Consider the following 21,012-nt stretch of genomic DNA (forward strand, 5'->3'; position numbering starts at 1 on the left):
CGCGACTCCCGACAACACTTTTCGACTTCGCGCGTTCCGCCGCCTCGGGACATGGCCGGCGCCCTTGGCGCGCGGGCCGGTCGGGCCTAGATCGGGGCCGCTTTTCAGGAGAACCAACCCATGGCCGACGCGATCAAGACCGGCATCCATGCCGACGCCCGCAAACAGGTGACGCACGAGCTGTCCAAGATGCTGGCCGACAGTTTCGCGGTCTACGCCAAGACCCATGGCTTCCATTGGAACGTCCGGGGCCCGGAATTCTTCCAGCTCCACACCCTGCTGGAAACGCAGTACCGCGAGATGTGGGAGGCCCTGGACGAGATCGCCGAGCGGATCCGGGCGCTGGGCGAGTACGCCCCCCAAGGTCAGTCGGCGTTCGCGAACCTGACCTCCATCAAGGAGGGCAAGCCGGAAACCGAGGCGATGGACATGCTGCGAGAGCTCATGCGGGACCACGAGACCGTCATCGCGACCGCTCGCGCGGGCATCGAGGTGGCGGACGAAGCCGGCGACGAGGCCACGGCCGATCTTTTGACCCAACGTCTCGCGGCGCACGAGAAGGCCGCGTGGATGCTGCGTTCCACCTTGGGCGGTCGCTGACCTCGGAACCCCGTCGGAATTTCGCCGACAATCCCGGATAACGTCGCTCGCATGATGGCTCGGCTGCGAACATGGCTGGACGGACGAAGGGCGGTGGCCGCGGCCGCGGCCGGGGTCGTGCTGGCCTGCGCCGCCACCGCCGGCTCGATGCCGCGACCCGACGGAGATTTGTCCGTTGAGGCGGTTTCTCGCGCCACCGGCGGCGCGATCGGGGCCGACGCCTTCGCCGCGGTCAGCCGCCGGCTCGACCCGGCGCAGCTGGCCCTCGCCGCGCGCCACGACCCGTTGCTTCTCAGACCTGCGGCCTATGGCCTGACTCCGGGGTGGGAGACGCTGACCCTCGCCGGCAAGCCCAGCCTGGTGTGGGGCGAAAACGGCGTGGAGGCCCAGCGCCTGAACGCCAGCATGCCGACCGCCTTCGGGGCGTTGAGACCCGCCCGGGCCTTCGTCCTGCGCACGACGGGCGAGGACCGGCGTCGCGCCCTGCGTTGCCTGACCCAGGCCGTCTACTACGAAGCCGCGCTGGAACCGACCGAGGGGCAGGAGGCCGTCGCCCAGGTCGTGCTGAACCGGGTGCGCGACCCCAACTATCCGAACACGGTCTGCGGTGTGGTCTTTCAGGGCGCGGAGCGCATCACGGGCTGCCAGTTCAGCTTCACCTGCGACGGCGCGCTGGCGCAGGGCCCGGTGCCGTGGGCCTGGAAGCGCGCGGAGGCGGTGGCGGCCCGGGCGCTGAACGGTCACGTGGCGACGCGGGTCGGCACCGCCACGCACTATCACGCCGACTACGTTCATCCCTGGTGGGCGCCGACCTTGTTGAAGATCGACCAGATCGGTGCGCACATCTTTTACCGCTGGAAGGGCGTCTACGGCGAGACGGCCGCGTTCAGTCAGGCTTATGCGGGGCGTGAGCCGCTGATCGACGAGGCGCGCTTCGCACGTCCCCGCGTCCTTCTGGCTTCGGCGACGGAGGCGACGACGGACGCCGAACTCGAAGCCGCCGCCGCCGCCGGTTTGCCCGCCGTGCGCACGGTCGAGATCGATGGCGTCAGCCGGACCGTGGGGGTCGCGAGCCTGGGCGGGCGTCGCCTGCCCACGCCGGAGGAGGTCGCCGCGGTGAATGCCGGCATCGCCGCATTCGAATCCGGCCAGTCCGCCCCGACGAAATCGGAGGCTCCGCCTGCCGGAGTGACGCCCATGGACGTCGAGGAGGTCGGCAGGCCGGGATCTTGACGGCCCGCCGTGCAACCAAGAAGGAGCTTCGCCGTTCCCGACTGTCACGGGGTGGACGGAAAGTCGGATTTTGACATTGGACGGCGAACGCAGCGCGGCGAGGCAAGAAGCCGAACGTCTGAAGACGTTGCGCGACTACGCCGTTCTCGACACCGATCGGGAACCGGCCTTCGATGAGATCGCGGCGCTTGCGGCCAGCGTTTGTGACGCGCCCATCGCGCTGATCAGCCTCGTCGCGGACCATCGCCAGTGGTTCAAGGCCAAGGTCGGCATGGATCGGGACGAAACCCCGATCGACGTCTCCTTCTGTCGCCATGCCCTCGGCGGAGACGATATCCTCGTCGTGCCCGACGCCACGCAGGATGCGCGCTTCGCGGACAATGCGCTCGTCACCGGCGACCCCCACATCCGGTTTTACGCAGGGGCTCCGCTGGTCGCGCCGGGCGGCAAGGCCATCGGCACCCTGTGCGTTCTCGACCGCACGGCGCGCCCCGAGGGTTTGACGGGCCTTCAGCGCCAGACCCTTGAAGTGCTGTCGCATCAGGTGATGAGCCAGCTCGAACTGCGCCGCGCCCTGCGTGAACGCACCGAGATGCAGGAACGCCTCGATCTTGCGCTCGACGCCTCGGAGATGGTCGGAGCCTGGGACCTGGATCTGGTCAACGACCGGGTCACGGCGGACGCCCGCTTTGCCCGCATGTTCGGGGTCGATCCACAAAGAGCGGCCGACGGGGCCCCGTTGGGCGAATTTTCCGCCTCGATCCACGCGGACGATCGCGACCGGGTGCAGGCGGAAATCCAGTCCGCGATCGACCGGGTGGCGGATTTCGAGAGCGAGTACCGGCTGTCCGTCGGCGGGCAGGAACGCTGGGTCCTGGCCAGGGGTCAGGCCTTCGACGACGGATCGGGACGCGCGTCGCGTTTTCCCGGCGTCGTGGTCGACATCACCGGCCGCAAGACCGTGGAAGCGGAACTGGCGGCGACGGTCGAGGCGCTTGAGCACAGCGAGGCCCGCTTCCGCGCGATCGCCGACTCCATGCCCCAGATGGTCTGGTCGACGCTGCCGGACGGGTTCCACGACTGGTACAACGCGCGTTGGTACGAGTTCACCGGAGTGCCCGCCGGCTCCACCGACGGCGAGGGCTGGAACGACATGTTCCATCCGGACGATCAGGAACGCGCCCGCGTGCGGTGGCAGCATTCGCTGACGACCGGCGAGCCCTATGAGATCGAGTACCGGCTTCGCCGCGCCGACGGGATGTACCGATGGACCCTTGGCCGGGCCATGCCGATCCGGAACGAGTCGGGCGAGATCACGCGGTGGTTCGGGACCTGCACCGACATCGACGACCTGAAGCGGATGGAGCAGGGCAAGGAACTGCTCAGTCAGGAGCTGAGCCACCGGATCAAGAACATCTTCGCCGTGGTATCCGCGCTCGTCGCGCTTTCGGCGCGTCAGCACCCCGAAGCCAAGGCCTTCGCCAACAGCCTGCGCACCCGGATCGGCGCGCTCGCCCGCGCGCATGAATTCGTGCGGCCCCACACCGAGACCTCGCGCCCGTCGGTCGGCTCCATGACCCTGCACGCCTTCCTCAAGGCGCTGTTCGCCGCATACCTGGACGACGAGGGCGCGCCGCGGGTGGTTCTGACCGGCGACGACACGGTCTTCGACGACCAGGCCGCGACTTCCGTCGCGCTGCTGTTCCATGAGCTGGCGACCAATGCGTCCAAATACGGCGCGCTCAGCCGGCCCGGGGGGCGGGTGACGCTCGCCACGCGTTTCGACGGCGACCGCTTCCACTTCGTGTGGACCGAACGCGGCGGCCCCGAGGTGTCGGGGCCCCCTCAGCGGAACGGCTTCGGCACGTCGCTCGCCAACCTCTCGGTCGAAGGACAGTTGGGCGGCAGGTTGTCGCAACGCTGGAACCCCGAAGGACTGGAAGTGTTCGTCGATCTTCCCGCCACCGCCCTGTCGCGGCGGCGCCACGCTTTGAAGGCCGGCGAGGCGGCCGGAGGCGCGGCATGAAACCTGCAACCCGCCCTCGCGTTGACGTGCCTGAGACCTGACCGATGACAGCCCGCATTCTGATCATTGAAGACGAAGCCCTGGTGGCGCTCGAACTCCGCTTCGTGCTGGAGGACCTCGGCCACGAGGTCGTGGGCGTGGCCGCCGACTCGCGTCAGGCTGAGGACATCATCAAGACCAGCGACGTGGACCTGGCCTTGGTGGACATCCACCTTTCGGACGGTCCGACCGGCATCGAGCTTGGCCGGCATCTGGGTCAGGACCACCGCGTGGCAGTGCTGTTCATGACGGCCAATCCCGGCATGGTCCGTAATGGCGTCGCCGGGACGATCGGAGTCCTGTCGAAGCCGACGGACGAACGCGCCGTCCGTACGGCCGTGGACTATGCGCTCGGCAAGCGCGCGGGCTCACTGCCGCCCATGGCTCCGCCGGAACTTCAGCTTTTCGGCTGAGCCGGACCTAGTCCCAGGCGCCGATCTTTTCCGCTTCTCTGTGGCTGATCGGGTGGCCGGCCGCCTTGTGATCCTCTTCGGCGAGGAAGCGCACGGCCTCCAGCGCCGCCATGCAGCCCATGCCCGCCGCAGTCACGGCCTGACGATAGACGTCGTCCGTCACGTCTCCCGCCGCGTAGACGCCCTCGATGGCCGTCGACGTCGTTCCGGGCTTCACGGTCAGATAGCCCCCAGACTTGGTCTCCAGCTGGCCCGCAAACAGCTCGGATGACGGCGCATGGCCGATGGCGACGAAGACGCCGTCGCACGCCACCTCGCGCGCCGATCCGTCGACGGTGGAGGACAGGCGCACGCCGGTGACGTTCTTCGCCATGCCGTCCACCACACCCACGATCTCGTCGACCTTGTGGTTCCAGATCACCTCGACCTTGGGATGGGCGAACAGGCGGTCCTGCAGAATCTTCTCGGCGCGGAACTCGTCGCGGCGGTGCACGACGGTGACCTTCTCGGCGAAGTTGGTCAGGAACAGCGCCTCCTCGACCGCCGTGTTTCCCCCGCCGATCACCACGACCTGCTTGCCGCGATAAAAGAAGCCGTCGCAGGTGGCGCAGGCCGAAACGCCGAAGCCCTGGAACTTCGCCTCGGAGTCCAGCCCCAGCCACTTGGCCTGGGCGCCCGTCGAGATGATGACGGTCTCGGCCAGCATCTCCTCTCCGCCGTCGAGCTTCAGCCGGAAGGGGCGCGCCGACAGGTCGGCCGAGACGACGATGTCGTGGATGACCTCCGCCCCGACATGCTCGGCCTGCTTTTGCATCTGCTCCATCAGCCAGGGGCCCTGGATCACGTCGGCGAAACCCGGATAGTTCTCCACGTCGGTGGTGATGGTCAGCTGGCCGCCCGGCTGGATGCCCGCGATCACCACGGGGTTCAGGCTTGCGCGCGCGGCGTAGATGGCGGCGGTCCAGCCGGCGGGGCCGGATCCGATGATGGCGCAGCGGACGGTACGGGGCGTGCTCATGGTCCCCATTTAGGCGGTGATTCCGTCAGATGCGATGCTAGGCTGGGGATCGGCAACAAGGAGGCGGGGATGGAAGGTCGTAGCTTCATGGGCGTCGGCTTGGCGCTCGGCATGGCCATCGGCGTCGCCGTCGGCATCGCGATGGACCAGCTGGCCGTCGGCATCGGCGCCGGCGTGGCCATCGGTCTCGGCTTCGGCGCGGTGCTGGACGCCACACGAAAACGGAATCGCCGTCGGGACGGCTCCGACGGGGGCGGGGGAGACGCGGCGCCGACCGGGTTCGGCGCGTCCGACGGCGGCCGTGGCGGCAAACACGCGGACGCAGACGGCGGCCCCGACGGCGGCGGTGACGGGGGCGGCGGCGGAGGCGGCGACTAGGCCAGGCGCGCCACGATCTCGCGCGCGGCCCGCGCCGTTTCGTCGAGGGGCGGATAGGACCACGCGTCCAGCCGCCCGTCGAAGGGCCGCGTCGCCCCGTGCGATCGCAGGGCGCCGTGCAATCGCTCAAACTTCGGCGCAGCCTTCACGGCCGTCATCGGCAGCACATGCACGGGCCTGCCGGTCGAGGCCGCCTCGGCCGCCATGTTGGCGCTGTCTTCGGTAACGATTACGTGGTCCGCGAAGTGCAGGAAGGCGAAATAGGGGTTCTTCCCCGATCCGTCCCAGATCGTCCCGGGCAGGGCGGTCAGGGCGGCCGTCATGGCGGCCTTGGCCGCGTCCGGCGTCCGTCGTGAAAACGTGACCATGGCGGAACCGCCCGCGGTCCCGATCGCGGCGGCGATCCGACCGGCCAGCCGGCCCGCGTGCGCCTCGGGCAGATCGTGAGCCCGCGACCTGCCTCCGACCAGAACGGCCACGCGCGGGCGGGGCAGGGCGGCCAGCTGCGGGAATGCGGCCGCCTCCGAGACCAGTCGTGTGGCGGTCACCCTGTGCGGCGAGCCGATGATGGAAACCACGTTCGGGCCACTCAGCCCGTCATGCTCCGGGGCCACCACCAGATCGAAGTCGTCAGTGCGCCAACGGGGATCCTGCGTCTGCACCACGAAGGTCCGGCCGGCAGAGCGTCGCTTCACCGCCGCCGACAGGGGCAAGGTGGCGCGTCCCGTGCCGATCCACACGTCGGGCCACCGCGCGCCCGGGTCGGGCTCGACCGCGTCCGAGGACGGATCCAGCATCCATGGAACCTTGAGCGCAGATGGCAGCCGGTCGAAGACCGGGCGCCACTTCACGCGCTTGATCACGACGTCGGCGGGCGCCAGACGCGCGATCGCCTCCGCCAGGCCCAGGGCCTGGTTCTGCATGCCGGCGCGGCCGTCCGAAACGGCCCAGATGAGAAGGGGTTGGCGGCCGCCTACTTCCACTCGACCTTGACGATCTCGTAGGCCTTCACGCCACCGGGCGTGTTGACCTCGACCACGTCGCCCACCGACTTGGAGATCATGGCGCGCGCGATCGGCGAGGCGATGGAAATCTTGCCCTGCTTCACGTCGGCTTCGTGCTCGCCCACGATCTGGTAGGTGGCCTCTTCCTCGGTGTCCTCATCGACCACCGTCACGGTGGCGCCGAAGCGGACGACGTCGCCGCTGAGCTTGGACACGTCGATGACCTGAGCGCGGCTGATCTTGTCCTCGATCTCCGCGATCTGGCCTTCGATCCAGCCCTGACGCTCCTTGGCCGCGTGGTATTCCGCGTTCTCGGACAGGTCGCCGTGGGCGCGCGCTTCCGAAATCGCGGCGATCACGCTGGGGCGCTCGACCGACTTCAATTGCTTCAGCTGATCGTCGAGGACGCGATAGCCCTCGGCCGTCATCGGCACTTTTTCCATAGTATGGTGAGTTTCTGTTCGGTCGCCCGACTGGGAGGCGTGGATTTCAGGAGATCGGTCGCCGGGCGCGCACGACCGGGGAAAGAGACTAGGTCAGGACCGGGGCGAACTCAAGCGGGCGTCAGGCGGGCCGGTCGAGGCGCCGACGGCGCACGTCGCGCACGAGGCTGCGCGTCACCCAGAATGTGACCGCCAGACCGGCGGCCATGAAGGCGGCCGAGACCACGAGAACGCCCGCGGCCATGAAGGCGAGGCAGAATGCCAACGCGGCCACGAGCAGGGCCAGAACCTGGGCTTTCTTCATGAACATGACCCGTTAACGCTCTGCGGGCGTCGGGGTTCGTCAGCTCACGCGGTTGGCACGTCGATTGAAGCTTCTGAGCAACGGTCCCAGCGGTGCGAGGCCGCGATGCAGCGCCAGACGGCCGGCGGCGGCCCGCGTGGCGGGGTGGCCGGGGCCAAAAAGCTTCGTCGCGTCACGCGCGGCCAGCAGCAGGACCGTCTCCCCCTCCGTGGCCCGCCCCGCCGCCGTCAGGGCGTCGGCCAGATCGATCAGCGCGGCGATGGTTTCGACGTGGTCCGGCCCATAGGCCTCCAGCGCCAGCTCATGGCCCGCCCGCGCCGCGCCCAGGGCCGCGTCCGCCCGCCCCTCGCTGAGATGCTGGGCCGATAGCTGGCGCAGGCCGGCGCTGCGCAAGGCGGGCGTCTGCCCGTCGTCATAGAGCGCGGTGTCCAGCGGCTGGACGGTCGCGGAGGGGGCCAGCGTCTCCGCCGTCAGCGCCCGCCCGAGCATGCGCGGGCGGACCAGCACGGCCGACTTCGTCCCGTGCGCGGCCGCTGGGCGCACCGTCCCTTGCGGCGGCGGCTGCGTCTCATGGAGCCCGATGGCATTCGCCGGCAGCCGTCCGGGCGCGTTCACGGCGCAGGCGGTCAGGCCAATCGTGAAGATCAGGGGCAGGATGCGGCGCGCGATGACGGGCATGACGCCAGGCTAGTGGGGCCTGCCCGGCGCCGACACTGACGACTTCCGACGAAGCCTGACGGTTCAGGCGTAGGCGTAGGGCCCGCCGCGCTCCAGCGCCGCCTGATAGGCCGGGCGCGCGTGGATTCGTTCGAGAAACCCGCGGATGTTCGGGCGGACCGTCAGGTCCGTCCGGGTCGCGGCGGCCTCCAGCGGGAAGCTCATCATGATGTCGGCGCCGGTGAAATGGTCGCCGGCGAACCAGTCCGATCGCGCCAGCTCGGCTTCCCAGAAATCCACGTGAGACCGGATTTGCGGCTCGATCAGGGTCGCGCCGACCTTGGCCGATATGGCCTTGGCGACCGGGCGGACCAGCGCGGGCGTGCGCTTGGGGATCTCGCCGAAGATCAACTTCAGAAGCAGCGGCGTCATGGCCGATCCCTCGGCGTAGTGCATCCAGTAGGTGAAGCGTCGGCGCTCCTCCGTGCCGGGCGGGGGTCGCAGACCGGCCTGTGGTCGCAGATCCAGAAGGTGTTCGACGATGGCGCCCGTTTCAGCGATCACGGCCTCGCCGTCCTGCAACACCGGGGATTTCCCCAAGGGGTGGACGCCGCGCAGTTCCGGCGGCGCCAGGCGCGTGGCCGGGTCCCGGGCATAGCGCACCACATCGTACTCCAGGCCCATCTCTTCCAGCAGCCACAGCACGCGCTGGGATCGGGAATCCTCGAGGTGATGGACGATGAACATGGCGCGCTCCGGCTGGACCGCGCCAAGCTGGGCCTTCGGAGCGGCGCCGTCTAGGGCCGGCGGCCGCTCCAGCGGCTGCGCCCCGCCGGCCGTGCCTTCGCCGGGGCGACTCCGCGGCGGCGCTGCTGCCACAGTTCGAAGGCCAGAGTGGCCAGCGCCAGCTTGCCGGCATGCCTTCCGGCGACGCGGCGGCCGCCGCGGCTCAGCAAAAGTCCGCCCAGAAGCGTGGCGATGCGGGTCATGTCGATCTCCTTTCGCCAGTGAACGCCGCCGGCGCCGGTTGAGTTCGCGCCCGTCCTCGCCCACACCGTCGCCATGGACGACCGGATGGAGCCCCGCCTGACTTCCCTCGCCCACGGCGGCGGTTGCGGCTGCAAGATCGCGCCCGGCGTGCTGGCCGACATGCTGAAATGGACGCCGCAGGCCGCGCCCTTCGCCGGGCTGCTGGTCGGAAACGAAACCAGCGACGACGCCGCAGTGTGGAGGTTGAACGATCAGCAGGCGCTGGTGGCGACGACCGATTTCTTCATGCCGGTCGTCGACGACCCCTTCCACTTCGGCCAGATCGCCGCGACCAACGCGCTGTCGGACGTCTACGCCATGGGCGGCACGCCGCTCATGGCGCTGGCGCTGGTCGGCATGCCGGTGAACGTCCTGTCTCCCCGCACCATCGGCCGCGTGCTGCAGGGCGGCGCCTCCGTTTGCGCCGCCGCCGGAATCCCCGTGGCGGGCGGTCATTCCATCGACAGCGTGGAGCCGATCTACGGCCTCGTCGCCCTGGGGCTCGTGCATCCGGACAAGGTGCTGACCAACAGGGGCGCGAGGCCGGGCGACGTGCTGGTCCTGACCAAGCCGCTGGGCGTCGGCGTGCTGTCGGCGGCGTTCAAGCAGGGCGTGCTGGATGCGGAAGGCTATCGCACGCTCATGGACACGACGACGCGCCTGAACATGCTCGGCGCGAAGCTGGTCGACCAGCCGGGCGTTCACGCAGTGACCGACGTGACGGGCTTCGGACTTCTGGGCCACGCGCTGGAGATGGCGCGCGGGGCGGGCGTTCGGATCAGGCTCACCGACCGGCCGCCGACGCTGGCGGGCGTGGATCGGCTGATGGCGGACGGCGTCCGGACCGGCGCCTCGGCCCGCAATTGGGCCGCCTACGGGCATGAGGCGTCGGGGGTGGGGGAGGGCGTGTTGCGCGACCTTCTGACCGACCCCCAGACGTCCGGCGGGCTGCTGATTTCCGTCGCGGAGGCCCAGCTGGCCGCGGTCGAAGCGCTTGCCCGGCTGAACGGCGCGTCCGCCGTCGTGGTGGGCCGCGTGGTGGTCGGCGCTCCGGGCATCGACGTCGTGACCCTGTGATCCGGACCACGGCCGACGTCTCGCTGGCCGCGCTCGCGACGTTCGATGCGATCGTCGACGTGCGCAGCCCGTCCGAGTTCGCCGAGGACCACCTTCCCGGTGCGATCAACCTCCCGGTTCTTGACGACGCCCAGCGCGCCGCAGTCGGCACGGAGTATGTGCAGGGCTCGAAATTCCTCGCCCGCCGCCACGGTGCGGCGCTGGTGGCGCGAAACATCGCCGCACATCTGGAGGGTTCGCTGGCCGACCGCGCCGGCGGCTTCCGCCCGCTGGTGCATTGCTGGCGCGGCGGTCAGCGGTCGCACGCCATGGCCACCGTCATGGATCAGGTCGGATGGCCCGTGACGGTGCTGGAGGGCGGCTACAGGACCTGGCGGCGCGCGGTGGTCGAGCGCCTGCACGACCGCCCGCTGGGCTTCGACCTGATCCTGATCGACGGCCCGACCGGCTGCGGCAAGACGGCCCTGCTGCAGCACCTGGCCGTCCGCGGCGTGCAGACGCTGGATTTGGAAGGCCTCGCCAACCACCGCGGCAGTCTGTTCGGGGCAATGCCGGGCGGCCAGCCGTCGCAAAAGTTGTTCGAAAGCCGCCTGTTCGCCGGGCTGGAGTCGCTGGATCCCTCACGGCCCGTCGTCGTCGAGGCGGAATCCAGCAGGGTGGGCGGCCTCGGCCTGCCGAAAGGCCTGTGGCAGGCCATGCTGCAGGCTCCCGTGATCGCGCTGACGGCGTCGGTCCCGGCCCGTGTCGATTTCACATGCGTCGCCTATGCCGACGTCGCCTCGGACACCGCGGCGCTGAGCGTAGCTCTCAGCCGGTTGCCGCGCCACCTTTCGAAGGCGCTGATCGCCGAGTGGCGCGATCTCGCCGGCGCCGGTCGCGTCCGCGACCTGGCCGAGGCTCTGATCCGCGAGCACTATGACCCGGCCTATGCGCGGTCGTGCGCCGGACGCGGGCGTCCGACTCTGCGGTCCGTGGCGCTTTCCGATCTGGACCCGGAGAGCCTCGAACGCGCCGCCGCCGACCTCGCGCCCCTGATCGAGTCTCAGACCGCCGCGTAGTCCTGCACCGGCCGCACGCCTATGTCGTCCGCCCGCACGGCCTCGATGGCGCGGGCGGCGGCGAGGGCGCCTGAGATGGTGGTGTAATAGGGCACCTTGCTCATCAGGGCCGTCCGCCGGATCGAGAAGCTGTCGGCCAGCGACTGCTTGCCCTCGGTCGTGTTGATGACCAGCTGGACCTCGCCGTTCTTCATGGCGTCGACGACGTTGGGACGTCCCTCCAGCACCTTCTTCACATAGCCGACCTTCAGCCCCTCGCCCGTCAAGTAGGCGTGGGTGCCGCCAGTGGCGATCACGGAGAAGCCCTGCTTCAGCAACAGGGCGACGGCCTCGCGCACGAAGGGCTTGTCGTCGTCCTTGACCGACACAAAGGCGCAGCCCCGGATCGGCAGGGTCGTGCCGCCGCCGATCTGGCTCTTGGCGAAAGCGCGGGCGAACGCTTCGGTCAGGTCCGCCTCGCCCTCGCGGCGGAAGTCGAGCCCCATGACCTCTCCGGTCGAGCGCATCTCGGGCCCCAGCACGGTGTCGACGCCGGCGAAGCGGGCGAAGGGGAAGACCGCTTCCTTGACCGCGATGTGGTCCAGCGTGCGGTCGGTCAGACCGAATGAGGCCAGCTTCTCGCCCGCCATCACCTTTGCGGCGATGGCGGCGACGGGCGCGCCCATGGTCTTGGCGACGAAGGGCACGGTGCGGCTGGCGCGCGGATTGACCTCCAGCACGAAGATGCGCGGCTGGTCGGAGTGCGGCTCCTCGATGGCGAACTGCACATTCATCAGGCCGCGGACCTTCAGCGCCTTCGCCATCGCCTCGGTCTGGCGCTTCAGCTCCGCGATCACCGCCGGCCGCAGCGAGTGCGGCGGCATGGAGCACGCGCTGTCGCCCGAATGCACGCCCGCCTCCTCGATATGCTCCAGCACGCCGGCGACGAATACGGTCTCGTCGTCGCACAGGGCGTCCACGTCCACCTCCGTGGCGCGGTTCAGATAATGGTCGATCAGCACCGGGTCTTCGCCCGAGACGCGCATGGCCTCATGCACGTAGCGGTCCAGCTGCTCGCGGTCGTGAACGATCTGCATGCCGCGCCCGCCCAAGACATAGGAGGGGCGCAGCACGACCGGATAGCCGACCTCGTCGGCCTTCCGCGCGGCTTCCTCGGCCGAGCGGGCCAAGCCGTTGGGGGGCTGCATCAGGCCGATGTCATGCAGCATCTGCTGAAACCGCTCGCGGTCCTCGGCCAGGTCGATGGAGTCCACGCTGGTGCCCAGGATCGGCACGCCGTCGGCCTGCAGCGCGTGCGCCAGCTTCAGCGGCGTCTGACCGCCGAACTGCACGACGACGCCGATCAGCTCGCCCTTCGACCGCTCGACGTCGATCAGCTCCAGCACGTCCTCGGCCGTCAGCGGCTCGAAATAGAGGCGGTCGGACGTGTCGTAGTCGGTCGAGACCGTCTCCGGGTTGCAGTTGACCATGATCGACTCGACGCCGACGTCCGCGAAGGCAAACGCTGCGTGGCAGCAGCAGTAGTCGAACTCGATGCCCTGACCGATGCGGTTCGGGCCGCCGCCGAGGATGATGGCCTTGCGACGCTCCGACGGGTCCGCTTCGCACTGCGGAACCTGGCCCAGTGCGCCCGTTTCGTAGGTCGAGTACATGTAGGCCGTGGCGCTGGCGAACTCGGCTGCGCAGGTGTCGATGCGTTTGAACACCGGGCGCACGTCCAGCGCCCGACGCGCCTTGCGGACCGCGGCTTCCGTGGCGCCGGTCAGCTTCGCCAGCCGCGCGTCGGAGAACCCCATCGCCTTAAGCCTGCGGAATTCTGCGGGCGTCGTCGGCAGGCCGGTGACGCGCAGGTGGCCCTCGCAGCGCACGACGTCGGCGATCTGGCGCAGGAACCACGGCTCGTAGGAACAGGCCGCAGCAACCTCCTCGACGGTCAGCCCGTGGCGGAAGGCCTGGGCGATGACGCGGATGCGGTCCGGCGTCGGCTGGCCCAGCGCGCGCACGACCGCCGCCTTGGCGCCCGCATCGTCCTCGGCCGTCGCCGTACCTTCGATCTCGATCTCGTCGAAGCCGGTCAGGCCGGTCTCCAGCCCACGCAGGGCCTTCTGCATCGACTCCTGGAAGGTCCGGCCGATGGCCATGACCTCGCCCACCGACTTCATCGAGGTCGTCAGGTGGGGCTCGGACCCCGGATACTTCTCGAAGGCGAAGCGCGGTATCTTGGTGACGACGTAGTCGATCGACGGCTCGAAGCTGGCCGGCGTGACCTGGGTGATGTCGTTGGTCAGCTCGTCCAGGGTGTAGCCGACGGCCAGGCGGGCGGCGACCTTGGCGATGGGGAAGCCGGTGGCCTTCGACGCCAGCGCCGAGGATCGCGACACGCGCGGGTTCATCTCGATCACGACCATGCGGCCGTCCCCCGGATTGATCGCCCACTGAACGTTGGATCCGCCGGTTTCGACCCCGATCTCGCGCAGCACATTGATCGAGCCCGTGCGCATCCGCTGATATTCCTTGTCGGTCAGCGTCAGGGCGGGGGCGACGGTGATGCTGTCGCCGGTGTGCACCCCCATCGGATCGATGTTCTCAATGGAGCACACGATGATGCAGTTGTCCGCCTTGTCGCGGACGACCTCCATCTCATACTCCTTCCAGCCCAGGACGCTCTCCTCGACCAGCACCTCGGTGGTGGGCGACAGGTCCAGACCGCGCTCCACGATCTCCCGGTATTCCTCGACGTTGTAGGCGATGCCGCCGCCGGTCCCGGCCAGGGTGAAGGACGGGCGCACGATGGCAGGCAGGCCGACGAAGGCCAGCGCGTCTTCGGCCTCGTCGATGTGGTGGATCGCCCGGCTGCGCGGGCTTTCCAGACCCAGCTTGTCCATGGCGTCGCGGAACTTCTGGCGATCCTCGGCCTTGTCGATGACGTCCGCGCGCGCGCCGATCATCTCCACGCCCCAGCGCGCCAACGCGCCGTTGCTTTCCAGCGCCAGCGCCGTGTTCAGCGCGGTCTGCCCGCCCATGGTGGGCAGCAGGGCGTCCGGCCGCTCCTTCTCGATTATCTTCTCGACGAACTCCGGCGTGATCGGCTCGACGTAGGTCGCGTCGGCCACCTCGGGGTCGGTCATGATGGTGGCGGGGTTGGAGTTGACCAGGATGACCCGGTACCCCTCGGCCTTCAGCGCCTTGCACGCCTGCACGCCGGAATAGTCGAACTCGCACGCCTGACCGATGACGATCGGGCCGGCGCCGATGATGAGGATGGATTTGATGTCCGTGCGTCTGGGCATCCGAAGCTCTCCTCAGTTCGTCACGACCGCGCATTCCCAGCCGTCGTAGTCCAGCTGGAAGGCCGCGGCCCAGGATTGCATCATCGACGAAACGGGCGCGAACGAGGCCGCGTCCACCGGCATGGTCGTCTCAAGCACCAGCGTTTCCGTGTCGCCGCTGGTGACGTAGCCGGCGCGCCGCGCGACCTCATTCAGCTCGCTCAGGCCGTCGTCGTCGCCATGGAAATGAAAAAGGGTGTGTCGCGGCGTGACGCCGGCGTCCCCATGCGCGGCCAGCGAGGCGCGCACCATGGCGTCTCTTTCCTCGTGGCTGACGGACGGATCGGACAGGGTCTTGCCTCGCGCGCACGGGCCCACGGCGCGCGGTCGGCGGGCCGGAGCGGTTCGGGTTGTCGGTTAAGCGGCCCGTCTAAGGTCGGCGGCCCCTCTGGGCAAGCGATTTGGTCCGGTTCCGGCCAAAGAAAAAGGGCGGCCTGGGAGGGCCGCCCTTTCAGCGCTGCGCCTTGGGGTCGCGATCAGAGCTTGTAGTTCAGGCCGACGAAGAACCGGCGGCCGTAGGGGTCGAAGTTCGAGTACAGGGCCGTGCCCAGGTAGGGGGCCTGCTCCGCGTCGAAGGCGTTGACCACGCCGGCGCGCACCGACAGGTCGTCCTGGACGTTCCATCGCACCGTGAAGTCGTGGCGGGCGAAGTTGCGGGTGTCGAGCTGCTCGGTCGGCCGGGAGTCGGCGTTCGCCACGAAGTCCCTGACCTGGACGATGTCCTGCGCCGTCTGCCAGTCGGCGGTCCAGTTCACGCTCCACGTCTCGTTGGGCTCATACGTCAGCGACGAGGTGAACCGGACGCGTGGATAGAACAGGGTCGAGGCCAGCTCGTCGAAGTCCGACGGGTCGTCGGCGTTCAGGAAGGTCTGCTGGTCGATGAGCCACAGCCCGCCCAACGAGTAGCGGACGCGACCCCATGGGCGGCCGAACGTCTCCTCCAGATCCAGATCGTAGTTGGCGGTGAAGTCGAGACCGCGGGTCTTCAGGGAGGCGTAGTTGATCGAGCCCTCGATGAAGCCGCCGATCGGATCATTGACCGGCGCGCCCACCCCGAACGGGATGTCCGGATTGTTGCGGAAGATGGTGGCGCAGGCCGCGGCGTTCAGCGACGGACCGCTGACGCAGTTGGCCGCCGCCGTTCCCGCCGAGACCGAGGCGATGACCTGATCGATCTCGATCTCGTAGTAGTCCAGCACCAGCGAGAAGTCCGGGATGAAGCGGGGACGCAGCACCGTCGAGAAGGTGAAGCTGGTCGATTCTTCCGGGTTCAGGTTGGGGTTGCCGCCCAGCACGCCGGCGATGCCCGAGGTGTAGTCCGGCGTGAAGTCGTCGGCGTTGGTCGCGGTCGCGCCGGCGAAGTCGAACGACAGCCCCTGCGCCTGCGCCAGGGCGGTGCAGTTGGCGATGCGGTTGGCCCGCGTCTCCTCGTCCTGCGCCGCGATGGCCAGGGTGGCGCACGGGTCGGCGAAGTCGTTCAGGAAGGTCTGGCTGAACGGCGAGAAGTTCTCGCCCAGATCCGGCACGCGGACCGAGGTGTTGTAGCTGGTCTTGAAGGCGATGTCCCGGATGGGCCGGTAGACCAGGTTCACGCCATAGACGTCGACGTCGCCCACGGTCGAGTAGTCGGCATAGCGGTACGACCCGCTGAGTTCCGCGTACTCGCCCATCCAGCTGTCGCGGAACAGCGGCAGGGACACCTCGGCGAAGACCTCCTCGCTGGTGTATTCGACTTCCGGGAAGTCCGGGCCCGTGTTCAGGAACAGCAGAGGGCGGCCGGCGGTGTCGCGGTCGCGGCCGGTGGCCGAGGTGGCCTCACGACGATACTCGGCCCCGAGGGCCAGACCGATAGGGCCGGCGCCCCACAGGTCCCACAGATTGCCGGACACCGAGGCGATGGCCTGTTCCTGCTCGTTGCGTTCGGTCACGCCCACGACGGCGTCGACGTAAGCCAGGGCCTCGGCCGACTGGTTGCCCTTGCCGAAGACGTTCAGCGGCACGCACTCGTCGATGGCCCGGCGGCCGTATTCGGAGTCGCGCAGGTCGCCCGGCGCGGCCGGACCCTGGCCGAGCCGACCCGGGGCCACGCCCAGCGCGTCCAGCAGCTGCACGCGGCAGACGATTTCGCCGGGCGTGCCGTTGACCACGCCGGCGGTGTCCACCACGGCGTCCGCGGCCAGGGCGAAGCGCTGGCTGTCGGTGCCGCGTTCGCGGTTCTCGACCTCGACCTCGCCGTAGGTGTAGCCGATGTCCCAGTCCACGTTCGAGACGAAGCCGATCTGATCCAGCGAACCGCGCAGCCCGACGACGTAGCGCGTCAGCTCACGCGTGTTGTCCTGGGTGCGGTCCGGCCCAAACAGGCTGTGACGCGCGTTCTGCAGCAGGATCGGGGCCAGCGGCGCGCCCGGCGCGTCCGCCGTCGGCGGCGCATAGGGCGTGACGAAGTTGGTCGCGATCGCGTTCTTCACATTCTGCGGCAGGAAGGCGTTGTCGCTCCACCGCAGGTCGAAGTTGGCGACGTTGTAGACGGGATTGGCCCGGGTCGCCGAATAGGAGTCGACCAGATCGATGTCGTAGAAGGTCGGCTGCGACAGGTCGAAGGTGTCTTCGGTTACGTACTTGGCCTCGGCGTACAGTTCGACGGCGTCGGTGAGCGGGAACGTCGCGCCGGTCTGGAAGCGCGCGGACTCCGAGCGCGGCACCCGCGAACCGGTCGAGAACTCGGCCGGGTTCTCGCCGTCGCCGCCGATGTTGTACGGCCGGTTGATGCCGGTCTCGCCGACCCGTTCGCCGAAATTGGCCAGCCGCGCGGTCGTGCCTTCGTACCAGTAGGTGGCGCCGGGCTGAACGCCGAAGCAGTTGGGGCTGTAGGAGAAACCGAAGGCCGCGCCGGTGCCGGAGAAGCAGTCCTCGTACGGCACGTCCGGATCGTTCAGAGGGCTGGGGCGGGCGACGTTGGCCAGCGTGGTCTGGCCCCAGCGCGGCAGGTCGATGCGGCGAACGCCGGTGAACAGCTCGGCGTCCGTCACGCCGTCGAAGCGGGACGTGGTCGGATCGGCGTCGGTGCCGATGCGCACGGGCGCGCGACGCAGCCAGTCGATGTCGAGTGAGGTCACTTCGTCGACCTGCTCATACTCGCCGTGGGCATAGACGTTCAGGCGTTCGTCCATGAAGTTGCGCCCGGCAAGCACGGAGATGCGCTTGTTGGCCTGACCGTCCTGATTGATCATGCCGTAGTTGGCGTCGATCTCGATGCCTTCGAAATCCTTGCGCAGGATGAAGTTCAGCACGCCCGAGACGGCGTCCGCGCCGTAGACCGACGACGCGCCGCCGGTCACGATCTCGATGTTCTCGATCAGCAGGCGCGGGATGGTGTCGACGTCGACCGCCAGCGAACCGCCAGACGATCCGACGTGACGGCGGCCGTCGACCAGCGTCAGCGTGCGGTTGGACCCGAGGGAGCGCAGGTTCGGCAGCGACAGACCGCCGTCGCCGAGGCCGGAGCCGGTCGTGTCCGAGGGCACGACCGAGTTGGACAGGGCGGGAATGGTGGCCAGATAGTCGATGACCGTCGTCTGTCCGGTCGACAGCAGGTCCTCGCGCTGAACCTGGATCAGCGGCGTGGGCGCGTTGGTGGCGTCGCGGCGGATGCGCGAACCGGTGACGACGATCTCCTCGACCTCGGTGACGTCCTGGATCTGCGGACCCAGCGGGTCCTGGGACGAGGACCCCGAAGACGTCTGATCTTGCGGAGGGGTCTGGGCCCACACGGGGGCCGAAGCGGTCATCACGCCGGCGAGCACGGAGCTGGCAAGCAGGTGGTTGCGGACGGATTTCATGTAACGCTGTTTATCCAATGAGTGAGTGAGCCTGCGCCGTCTCCCCCAAGCCGGACGGGCGCAACCAAAGCCTCAAACGGAAACGCGTCAATACATATTAGGGCAAGACGGCGATAATTTCGTCACCTGTTCGTCAAATGAAAGTCGGAACCCGACTTAGGTGCTTTATTGTATATTCGACGGAACAAACCGACGTTCTACTGAACATGTTCGAATAGTGTCGCTATGAAATCCGGCAGCTCCGAGATGGAGGTCAGGGTGCCGTAGCGGGGGTGTCCCTCGGGCGCGTCCGCCAGCTCATGGGCCCACGTCACATGGTAGGGGATGTGGACGCCCCACGCGCCGGCGGCGACGGCAGGCAGCACGTCGGACTTCATGCTGTTGCCGGCCATCAGCGCCTCGCCAGCGCCGGTGCCGTGCCGGGCGAAGACCCGTTCGTAGGTTCGCTGGTCCTTCTCGGACACGATCTCCACCGCGCTGAAGAGGTCGCCGAGCCCGGAAGCGGCGAGCTTGCGCTCCTGATCCAGCAGGTCGCCCTTGGTTATCAGGATGAGGCGATGCGTTTCCGCCAGTTGCGCCAGCGCCTCGTCCACGCCCGGCAGGGTCTCGACGGGATGGGCGATCATCTCGCGCCCCGCGGCCAGGATTTCACGAACCACCGCCGGCGGGGCCTCGCCGCCGCACAGCTCCATCGCCGTCTCGATCATCGACAGGGTGAAGCCCTTGATGCCGTAGCCGTAGAGCCGGAGGTTGCGCCCCTCGACCTGCGCCAGCCGCGCCTCGACGTCCGACCGCTCGCCGTGCGGCGCCAGCAGGTCGAGGAAGCGCGCCTGCGTCAGACGGAAGATCGTCTCGTTGTGCCAGAGGGTGTCGTCGGCATCGAGGCCGATTGTGGTCAGGGTCATGGGCGGGAAGTGACGCCGGACCGCGTGCGGGTCAACGCGTCTCATTGCCGATCGAGCCGCGTCCTGCGATCTCCCGCACATGGAGCAGTCGGCCGTGGTCATCGGAGCTTCGGGCGGCATCGGCGCCGCCGTGACGGACCGTCTCCGCGCGTCCGGCCGCTTCTCCGTCGTCCATGCGCTGTCGCGCTCGGGCACGGGGCTCGACCTTGAAGACGAGGCGTCCATAGCCGACGCCGCGGATGGGGTGGCACGGGGGCCGTCGCCCGCGCTGGTCTTCGTGACGACAGGCGTGCTGCATGGCGCCCATCAGCCGGAACGGTCTTTCAGATCGCTGTCGGCGGATCACCTGCTGCGCGACTTCCGCGTCAACGCCTTGGGACCGGCCCTGGCGGCTAAGCACTTCCTGCCGCTCCTGCCTCGCGAACGTCGCGCCGTCTTCGCCGCCCTGTCCGCGCGCGTGGGCTCCATCGGCGACAACCGGCTGGGTGGCTGGCACGCCTACCGGGCGTCGAAGGCCGCCCTGAATATGCTGCTGCGCAACCTCGCGGTGGAACTGGCGAGGACGCATCCGCAGGCCATAGTGGCCGGCCTGCATCCGGGCACGGTCGACACCGGTCTGAGCGCGCCGTTTCAGCGCGGCGTCGCCCCGGAGAGGCTGTTCGCGCCCGACTTCGCGGCCGAACGCCTGATCGCCGTGCTCGACGGTCTGACGGCCGCGGACTCCGGCGGGGTCTTCGCCTGGGACGGCGTCCGCCTGCCGGAGTGAGCCGGGCAGGGTGAATCCCGGGTTCACCGGTTTCGTAAGCCGTCTGGTGACGCGATCGCCGCATGATGACCGTCGGGGGGATCCCGGCGACGGCCAGAGGAGGGCGGTCATGACGGATCTCGAACGCGGCGCTCCGGCCGCCGGCGCGGCTTCGCTGCACGCCGCCTATGCGGCCGCCTACGAGAGCCTGACGTTCCCGCTGGTCACGCGGGCTCGTCAGGAGCTGTCGATCACCCTGGCGGCGCAGCCCGTCTTCGAACTGGCCAGCGGTCTTCCCATGAGCCGGCGCATCCGGCGTTGCGTCCGCCATGCGGGCGGGGAGGCGGCCCTGGCGCGCGCTCGGGGCACGCTCGAACCGATGGATCTGAAGCGCATCGACCTGCAGACCCTCAAGCACGGCCTGGACCTGCTGCGTCTTCAGCCCGGCGACAGCGGAATCGTGCCGGCGTTCTGGCGCACGATCGCCTCGTCGGGCGGCCGATTCGCCCTGCTATGCGCCGAATTGCAGCACAGCGCGGCGCCCGGCGCGCTGCTGGTCGAGGTGATGGGCGGCCTGGAGCAGGCGCCGCCCGAGGTCGTCGGCGACGCCGTCGCGCATTTCGAGACCGCGGCGCTCGGCGCCGTTCTGCACGTCGCGCCCGACCTCGGGGCGGTGCGCCGTCTGGGCGGCGTGCGCGCCCGCTGCCTGGCGCTCGACTTCGCCGGCGTGGCGCACGAGACGACGCTCGACTGGCCGGAGGCGGCGCGGCTGATCGCGGCAGGCCGCGCCGTCTGCGATCATCTGATCCTGCTGAACCTGCGACCCGATCGGGCCCACGACGCGATGACGGCCGGCGCCACGCACGCCGTCTTCGCCGACCTGGGGCCGATTCGGGTCTAGCGCGCCGCCGCGCG

The 21,012-nt window shown here is 69.0% G+C and carries 20 protein-coding genes; 9 read left to right on the plus strand and 11 right to left on the minus strand.

Annotated elements, in window-relative coordinates; genetic code table 11:
* Positions 1-120 precede the first annotated feature (120 nt).
* The 4 genes from VGR32_RS05760 to VGR32_RS05775 all read left to right on the plus strand — a co-directional run bounded on the left by VGR32_RS05760 (position 121) and on the right by VGR32_RS05775 (position 4,311).
* Positions 121-600: a Dps family protein gene (locus tag VGR32_RS05760; RefSeq protein WP_327448987.1), complete on the plus strand. Its 480-nt coding sequence runs from the start codon at positions 121-123 to the stop codon at positions 598-600.
* Positions 601-651: 51 nt separating this feature from the next.
* A complete protein-coding gene (locus VGR32_RS05765; RefSeq protein ID WP_327448989.1) occupies positions 652-1,833 on the plus strand; it encodes a cell wall hydrolase in 1,182 nt (393 codons plus the stop codon).
* A 127-nt stretch (positions 1,834-1,960) separates the two neighbouring features.
* Complete coding sequence (locus VGR32_RS05770) at positions 1,961-3,859, plus strand: PAS domain-containing protein (protein ID WP_327448991.1); 1,899 nt, start codon at positions 1,961-1,963, stop codon at positions 3,857-3,859.
* A gap of 44 nt (positions 3,860-3,903) precedes the next feature.
* Positions 3,904-4,311, plus strand: a complete 408-nt coding sequence (locus tag VGR32_RS05775; RefSeq protein WP_327448993.1) for a response regulator — start codon at positions 3,904-3,906, stop codon at positions 4,309-4,311.
* Between the two features lie 7 nt (positions 4,312-4,318).
* Here the strand turns inward: VGR32_RS05775 and trxB are convergent, their stop codons facing one another.
* Positions 4,319-5,338 carry a thioredoxin-disulfide reductase gene (trxB, locus tag VGR32_RS05780; RefSeq protein WP_327448995.1) on the minus strand — a complete coding sequence of 340 codons (1,020 nt, stop codon included), beginning with the start codon at positions 5,336-5,338 and terminating at the stop codon, positions 4,319-4,321.
* Between the two features lie 60 nt (positions 5,339-5,398).
* On the opposite strand from trxB, the gene VGR32_RS05785 reads away from it, so the two are divergent.
* Positions 5,399-5,707: a hypothetical protein gene (locus VGR32_RS05785; protein ID WP_327448997.1), complete on the plus strand. Its 309-nt coding sequence runs from the start codon at positions 5,399-5,401 to the stop codon at positions 5,705-5,707.
* Here VGR32_RS05785 and VGR32_RS05790 read toward each other — a convergent pair.
* The 6 genes from VGR32_RS05790 to VGR32_RS05815 form a co-directional block, all read right to left on the minus strand.
* The gene (locus tag VGR32_RS05790) at positions 5,704-6,630 is read right to left on the minus strand and encodes a mitochondrial fission ELM1 family protein (RefSeq protein WP_327448999.1); all 927 of its coding nucleotides are present in this window, start codon (positions 6,628-6,630) and stop codon (positions 5,704-5,706) included. The two genes, VGR32_RS05785 and VGR32_RS05790, sit on opposite strands and share 4 nt — an antisense overlap.
* Before the next feature lie 50 nt (positions 6,631-6,680).
* Positions 6,681-7,154 carry a transcription elongation factor GreA gene (gene greA, locus VGR32_RS05795; protein ID WP_327449001.1) on the minus strand — a complete coding sequence of 158 codons (474 nt, stop codon included), beginning with the start codon at positions 7,152-7,154 and terminating at the stop codon, positions 6,681-6,683.
* A gap of 121 nt (positions 7,155-7,275) precedes the next feature.
* A complete protein-coding gene (locus VGR32_RS05800; RefSeq protein ID WP_327449003.1) occupies positions 7,276-7,464 on the minus strand; it encodes a hypothetical protein in 189 nt (62 codons plus the stop codon).
* Positions 7,465-7,497: 33 nt separating this feature from the next.
* Positions 7,498-8,136, minus strand: a complete 639-nt coding sequence (locus VGR32_RS05805; RefSeq protein ID WP_327449005.1) for a hypothetical protein — start codon at positions 8,134-8,136, stop codon at positions 7,498-7,500.
* A 63-nt stretch (positions 8,137-8,199) separates the two neighbouring features.
* Entirely contained in the window at positions 8,200-8,862 is a 663-nt protein-coding gene (locus VGR32_RS05810; RefSeq protein WP_327449007.1) for a glutathione S-transferase, read from the minus strand.
* Positions 8,863-8,912: 50 nt separating this feature from the next.
* Positions 8,913-9,104: a cysteine protease gene (locus VGR32_RS05815; protein WP_327449009.1), complete on the minus strand. Its 192-nt coding sequence runs from the start codon at positions 9,102-9,104 to the stop codon at positions 8,913-8,915.
* A 73-nt stretch (positions 9,105-9,177) separates the two neighbouring features.
* Here VGR32_RS05815 and selD point away from each other — a divergent pair, with 73 nt between their 5' ends.
* Positions 9,178-10,221, plus strand: coding sequence for a selenide, water dikinase SelD (gene selD, locus VGR32_RS05820; RefSeq protein WP_327449011.1), 1,044 nt, complete (start codon positions 9,178-9,180; stop codon positions 10,219-10,221).
* The gene (mnmH, locus tag VGR32_RS05825) at positions 10,218-11,279 is read left to right on the plus strand and encodes a tRNA 2-selenouridine(34) synthase MnmH (protein ID WP_327449013.1); all 1,062 of its coding nucleotides are present in this window, start codon (positions 10,218-10,220) and stop codon (positions 11,277-11,279) included. Before selD ends, mnmH begins: the two co-directional genes overlap by 4 nt.
* On the opposite strand, the gene carB is transcribed toward mnmH, so the two are convergent.
* The 4 genes from carB to VGR32_RS05845 all read right to left on the minus strand — a co-directional run bounded on the left by carB (position 11,264) and on the right by VGR32_RS05845 (position 19,352).
* Complete coding sequence (gene carB, locus VGR32_RS05830; RefSeq protein ID WP_327449015.1) at positions 11,264-14,569, minus strand: carbamoyl-phosphate synthase large subunit; 3,306 nt, start codon at positions 14,567-14,569, stop codon at positions 11,264-11,266. The two genes, mnmH and carB, sit on opposite strands and share 16 nt — an antisense overlap.
* Positions 14,570-14,581: 12 nt before the next feature.
* On the minus strand, positions 14,582-14,926 hold the full coding sequence (locus VGR32_RS05835; RefSeq protein ID WP_327449017.1) for a ribonuclease E inhibitor RraB: 345 nt from the start codon (positions 14,924-14,926) through the stop codon (positions 14,582-14,584).
* 158 nt (positions 14,927-15,084) lie between these two features.
* Entirely contained in the window at positions 15,085-18,447 is a 3,363-nt protein-coding gene (locus tag VGR32_RS05840; protein WP_327449019.1) for a TonB-dependent receptor domain-containing protein, read from the minus strand.
* 197 nt (positions 18,448-18,644) lie between these two features.
* Positions 18,645-19,352, minus strand: a complete 708-nt coding sequence (locus tag VGR32_RS05845) for an HAD family hydrolase (protein ID WP_327449021.1) — start codon at positions 19,350-19,352, stop codon at positions 18,645-18,647.
* Between the two features lie 79 nt (positions 19,353-19,431).
* Between VGR32_RS05845 and VGR32_RS05850 the strand changes: the two genes are divergently transcribed.
* Together VGR32_RS05850 and VGR32_RS05855 are read left to right on the plus strand one after the other, a co-directional pair.
* Entirely contained in the window at positions 19,432-20,118 is a 687-nt protein-coding gene (locus tag VGR32_RS05850) for an SDR family NAD(P)-dependent oxidoreductase (RefSeq protein ID WP_327449023.1), read from the plus strand.
* Positions 20,119-20,227: 109 nt separating this feature from the next.
* Positions 20,228-20,998 (plus strand): hypothetical protein, encoded by a 771-nt coding sequence (locus VGR32_RS05855; RefSeq protein ID WP_327449025.1) that lies wholly within the window; start codon positions 20,228-20,230, stop codon positions 20,996-20,998.
* Positions 20,999-21,012 lie beyond the last annotated feature (14 nt).

It is taken from the genome of Brevundimonas sp., from assembly GCF_035935935.1.
In the GTDB taxonomy this organism is placed as follows: Bacteria; Pseudomonadota; Alphaproteobacteria; order Caulobacterales; family Caulobacteraceae; genus Brevundimonas.

Excerpts from the sequence above, each read along its gene's own strand:
- selD (WP_327449011.1), top strand. The coding sequence starts at position 9,178 with ATGGACGACCGGATGGAGCCCCGCCTGACTTCCCTCGCCCACGGCGGC.
- VGR32_RS05840 (WP_327449019.1), bottom strand. The coding sequence starts at position 18,447 with ATGAAATCCGTCCGCAACCACCTGCTTGCCAGCTCCGTGCTCGCCGGC.
- VGR32_RS05805 (WP_327449005.1), bottom strand. The coding sequence starts at position 8,136 with ATGCCCGTCATCGCGCGCCGCATCCTGCCCCTGATCTTCACGATTGGC.
- VGR32_RS05760 (WP_327448987.1), top strand. The coding sequence starts at position 121 with ATGGCCGACGCGATCAAGACCGGCATCCATGCCGACGCCCGCAAACAG.
- VGR32_RS05790 (WP_327448999.1), bottom strand. The coding sequence starts at position 6,630 with ATGCAGAACCAGGCCCTGGGCCTGGCGGAGGCGATCGCGCGTCTGGCG.
- greA (WP_327449001.1), bottom strand. The coding sequence starts at position 7,154 with ATGGAAAAAGTGCCGATGACGGCCGAGGGCTATCGCGTCCTCGACGAT.
- VGR32_RS05775 (WP_327448993.1), top strand. The coding sequence starts at position 3,904 with ATGACAGCCCGCATTCTGATCATTGAAGACGAAGCCCTGGTGGCGCTC.
- VGR32_RS05815 (WP_327449009.1), bottom strand. The coding sequence starts at position 9,104 with ATGACCCGCATCGCCACGCTTCTGGGCGGACTTTTGCTGAGCCGCGGC.
- VGR32_RS05800 (WP_327449003.1), bottom strand. The coding sequence starts at position 7,464 with ATGTTCATGAAGAAAGCCCAGGTTCTGGCCCTGCTCGTGGCCGCGTTG.
- VGR32_RS05845 (WP_327449021.1), bottom strand. The coding sequence starts at position 19,352 with ATGACCCTGACCACAATCGGCCTCGATGCCGACGACACCCTCTGGCAC.
- carB (WP_327449015.1), bottom strand. The coding sequence starts at position 14,569 with ATGCCCAGACGCACGGACATCAAATCCATCCTCATCATCGGCGCCGGC.
- VGR32_RS05765 (WP_327448989.1), top strand. The coding sequence starts at position 652 with ATGATGGCTCGGCTGCGAACATGGCTGGACGGACGAAGGGCGGTGGCC.
- VGR32_RS05855 (WP_327449025.1), top strand. The coding sequence starts at position 20,228 with ATGACGGATCTCGAACGCGGCGCTCCGGCCGCCGGCGCGGCTTCGCTG.
- trxB (WP_327448995.1), bottom strand. The coding sequence starts at position 5,338 with ATGGGGACCATGAGCACGCCCCGTACCGTCCGCTGCGCCATCATCGGA.
- VGR32_RS05785 (WP_327448997.1), top strand. The coding sequence starts at position 5,399 with ATGGAAGGTCGTAGCTTCATGGGCGTCGGCTTGGCGCTCGGCATGGCC.
- VGR32_RS05850 (WP_327449023.1), top strand. The coding sequence starts at position 19,432 with ATGGAGCAGTCGGCCGTGGTCATCGGAGCTTCGGGCGGCATCGGCGCC.
- VGR32_RS05810 (WP_327449007.1), bottom strand. The coding sequence starts at position 8,862 with ATGTTCATCGTCCATCACCTCGAGGATTCCCGATCCCAGCGCGTGCTG.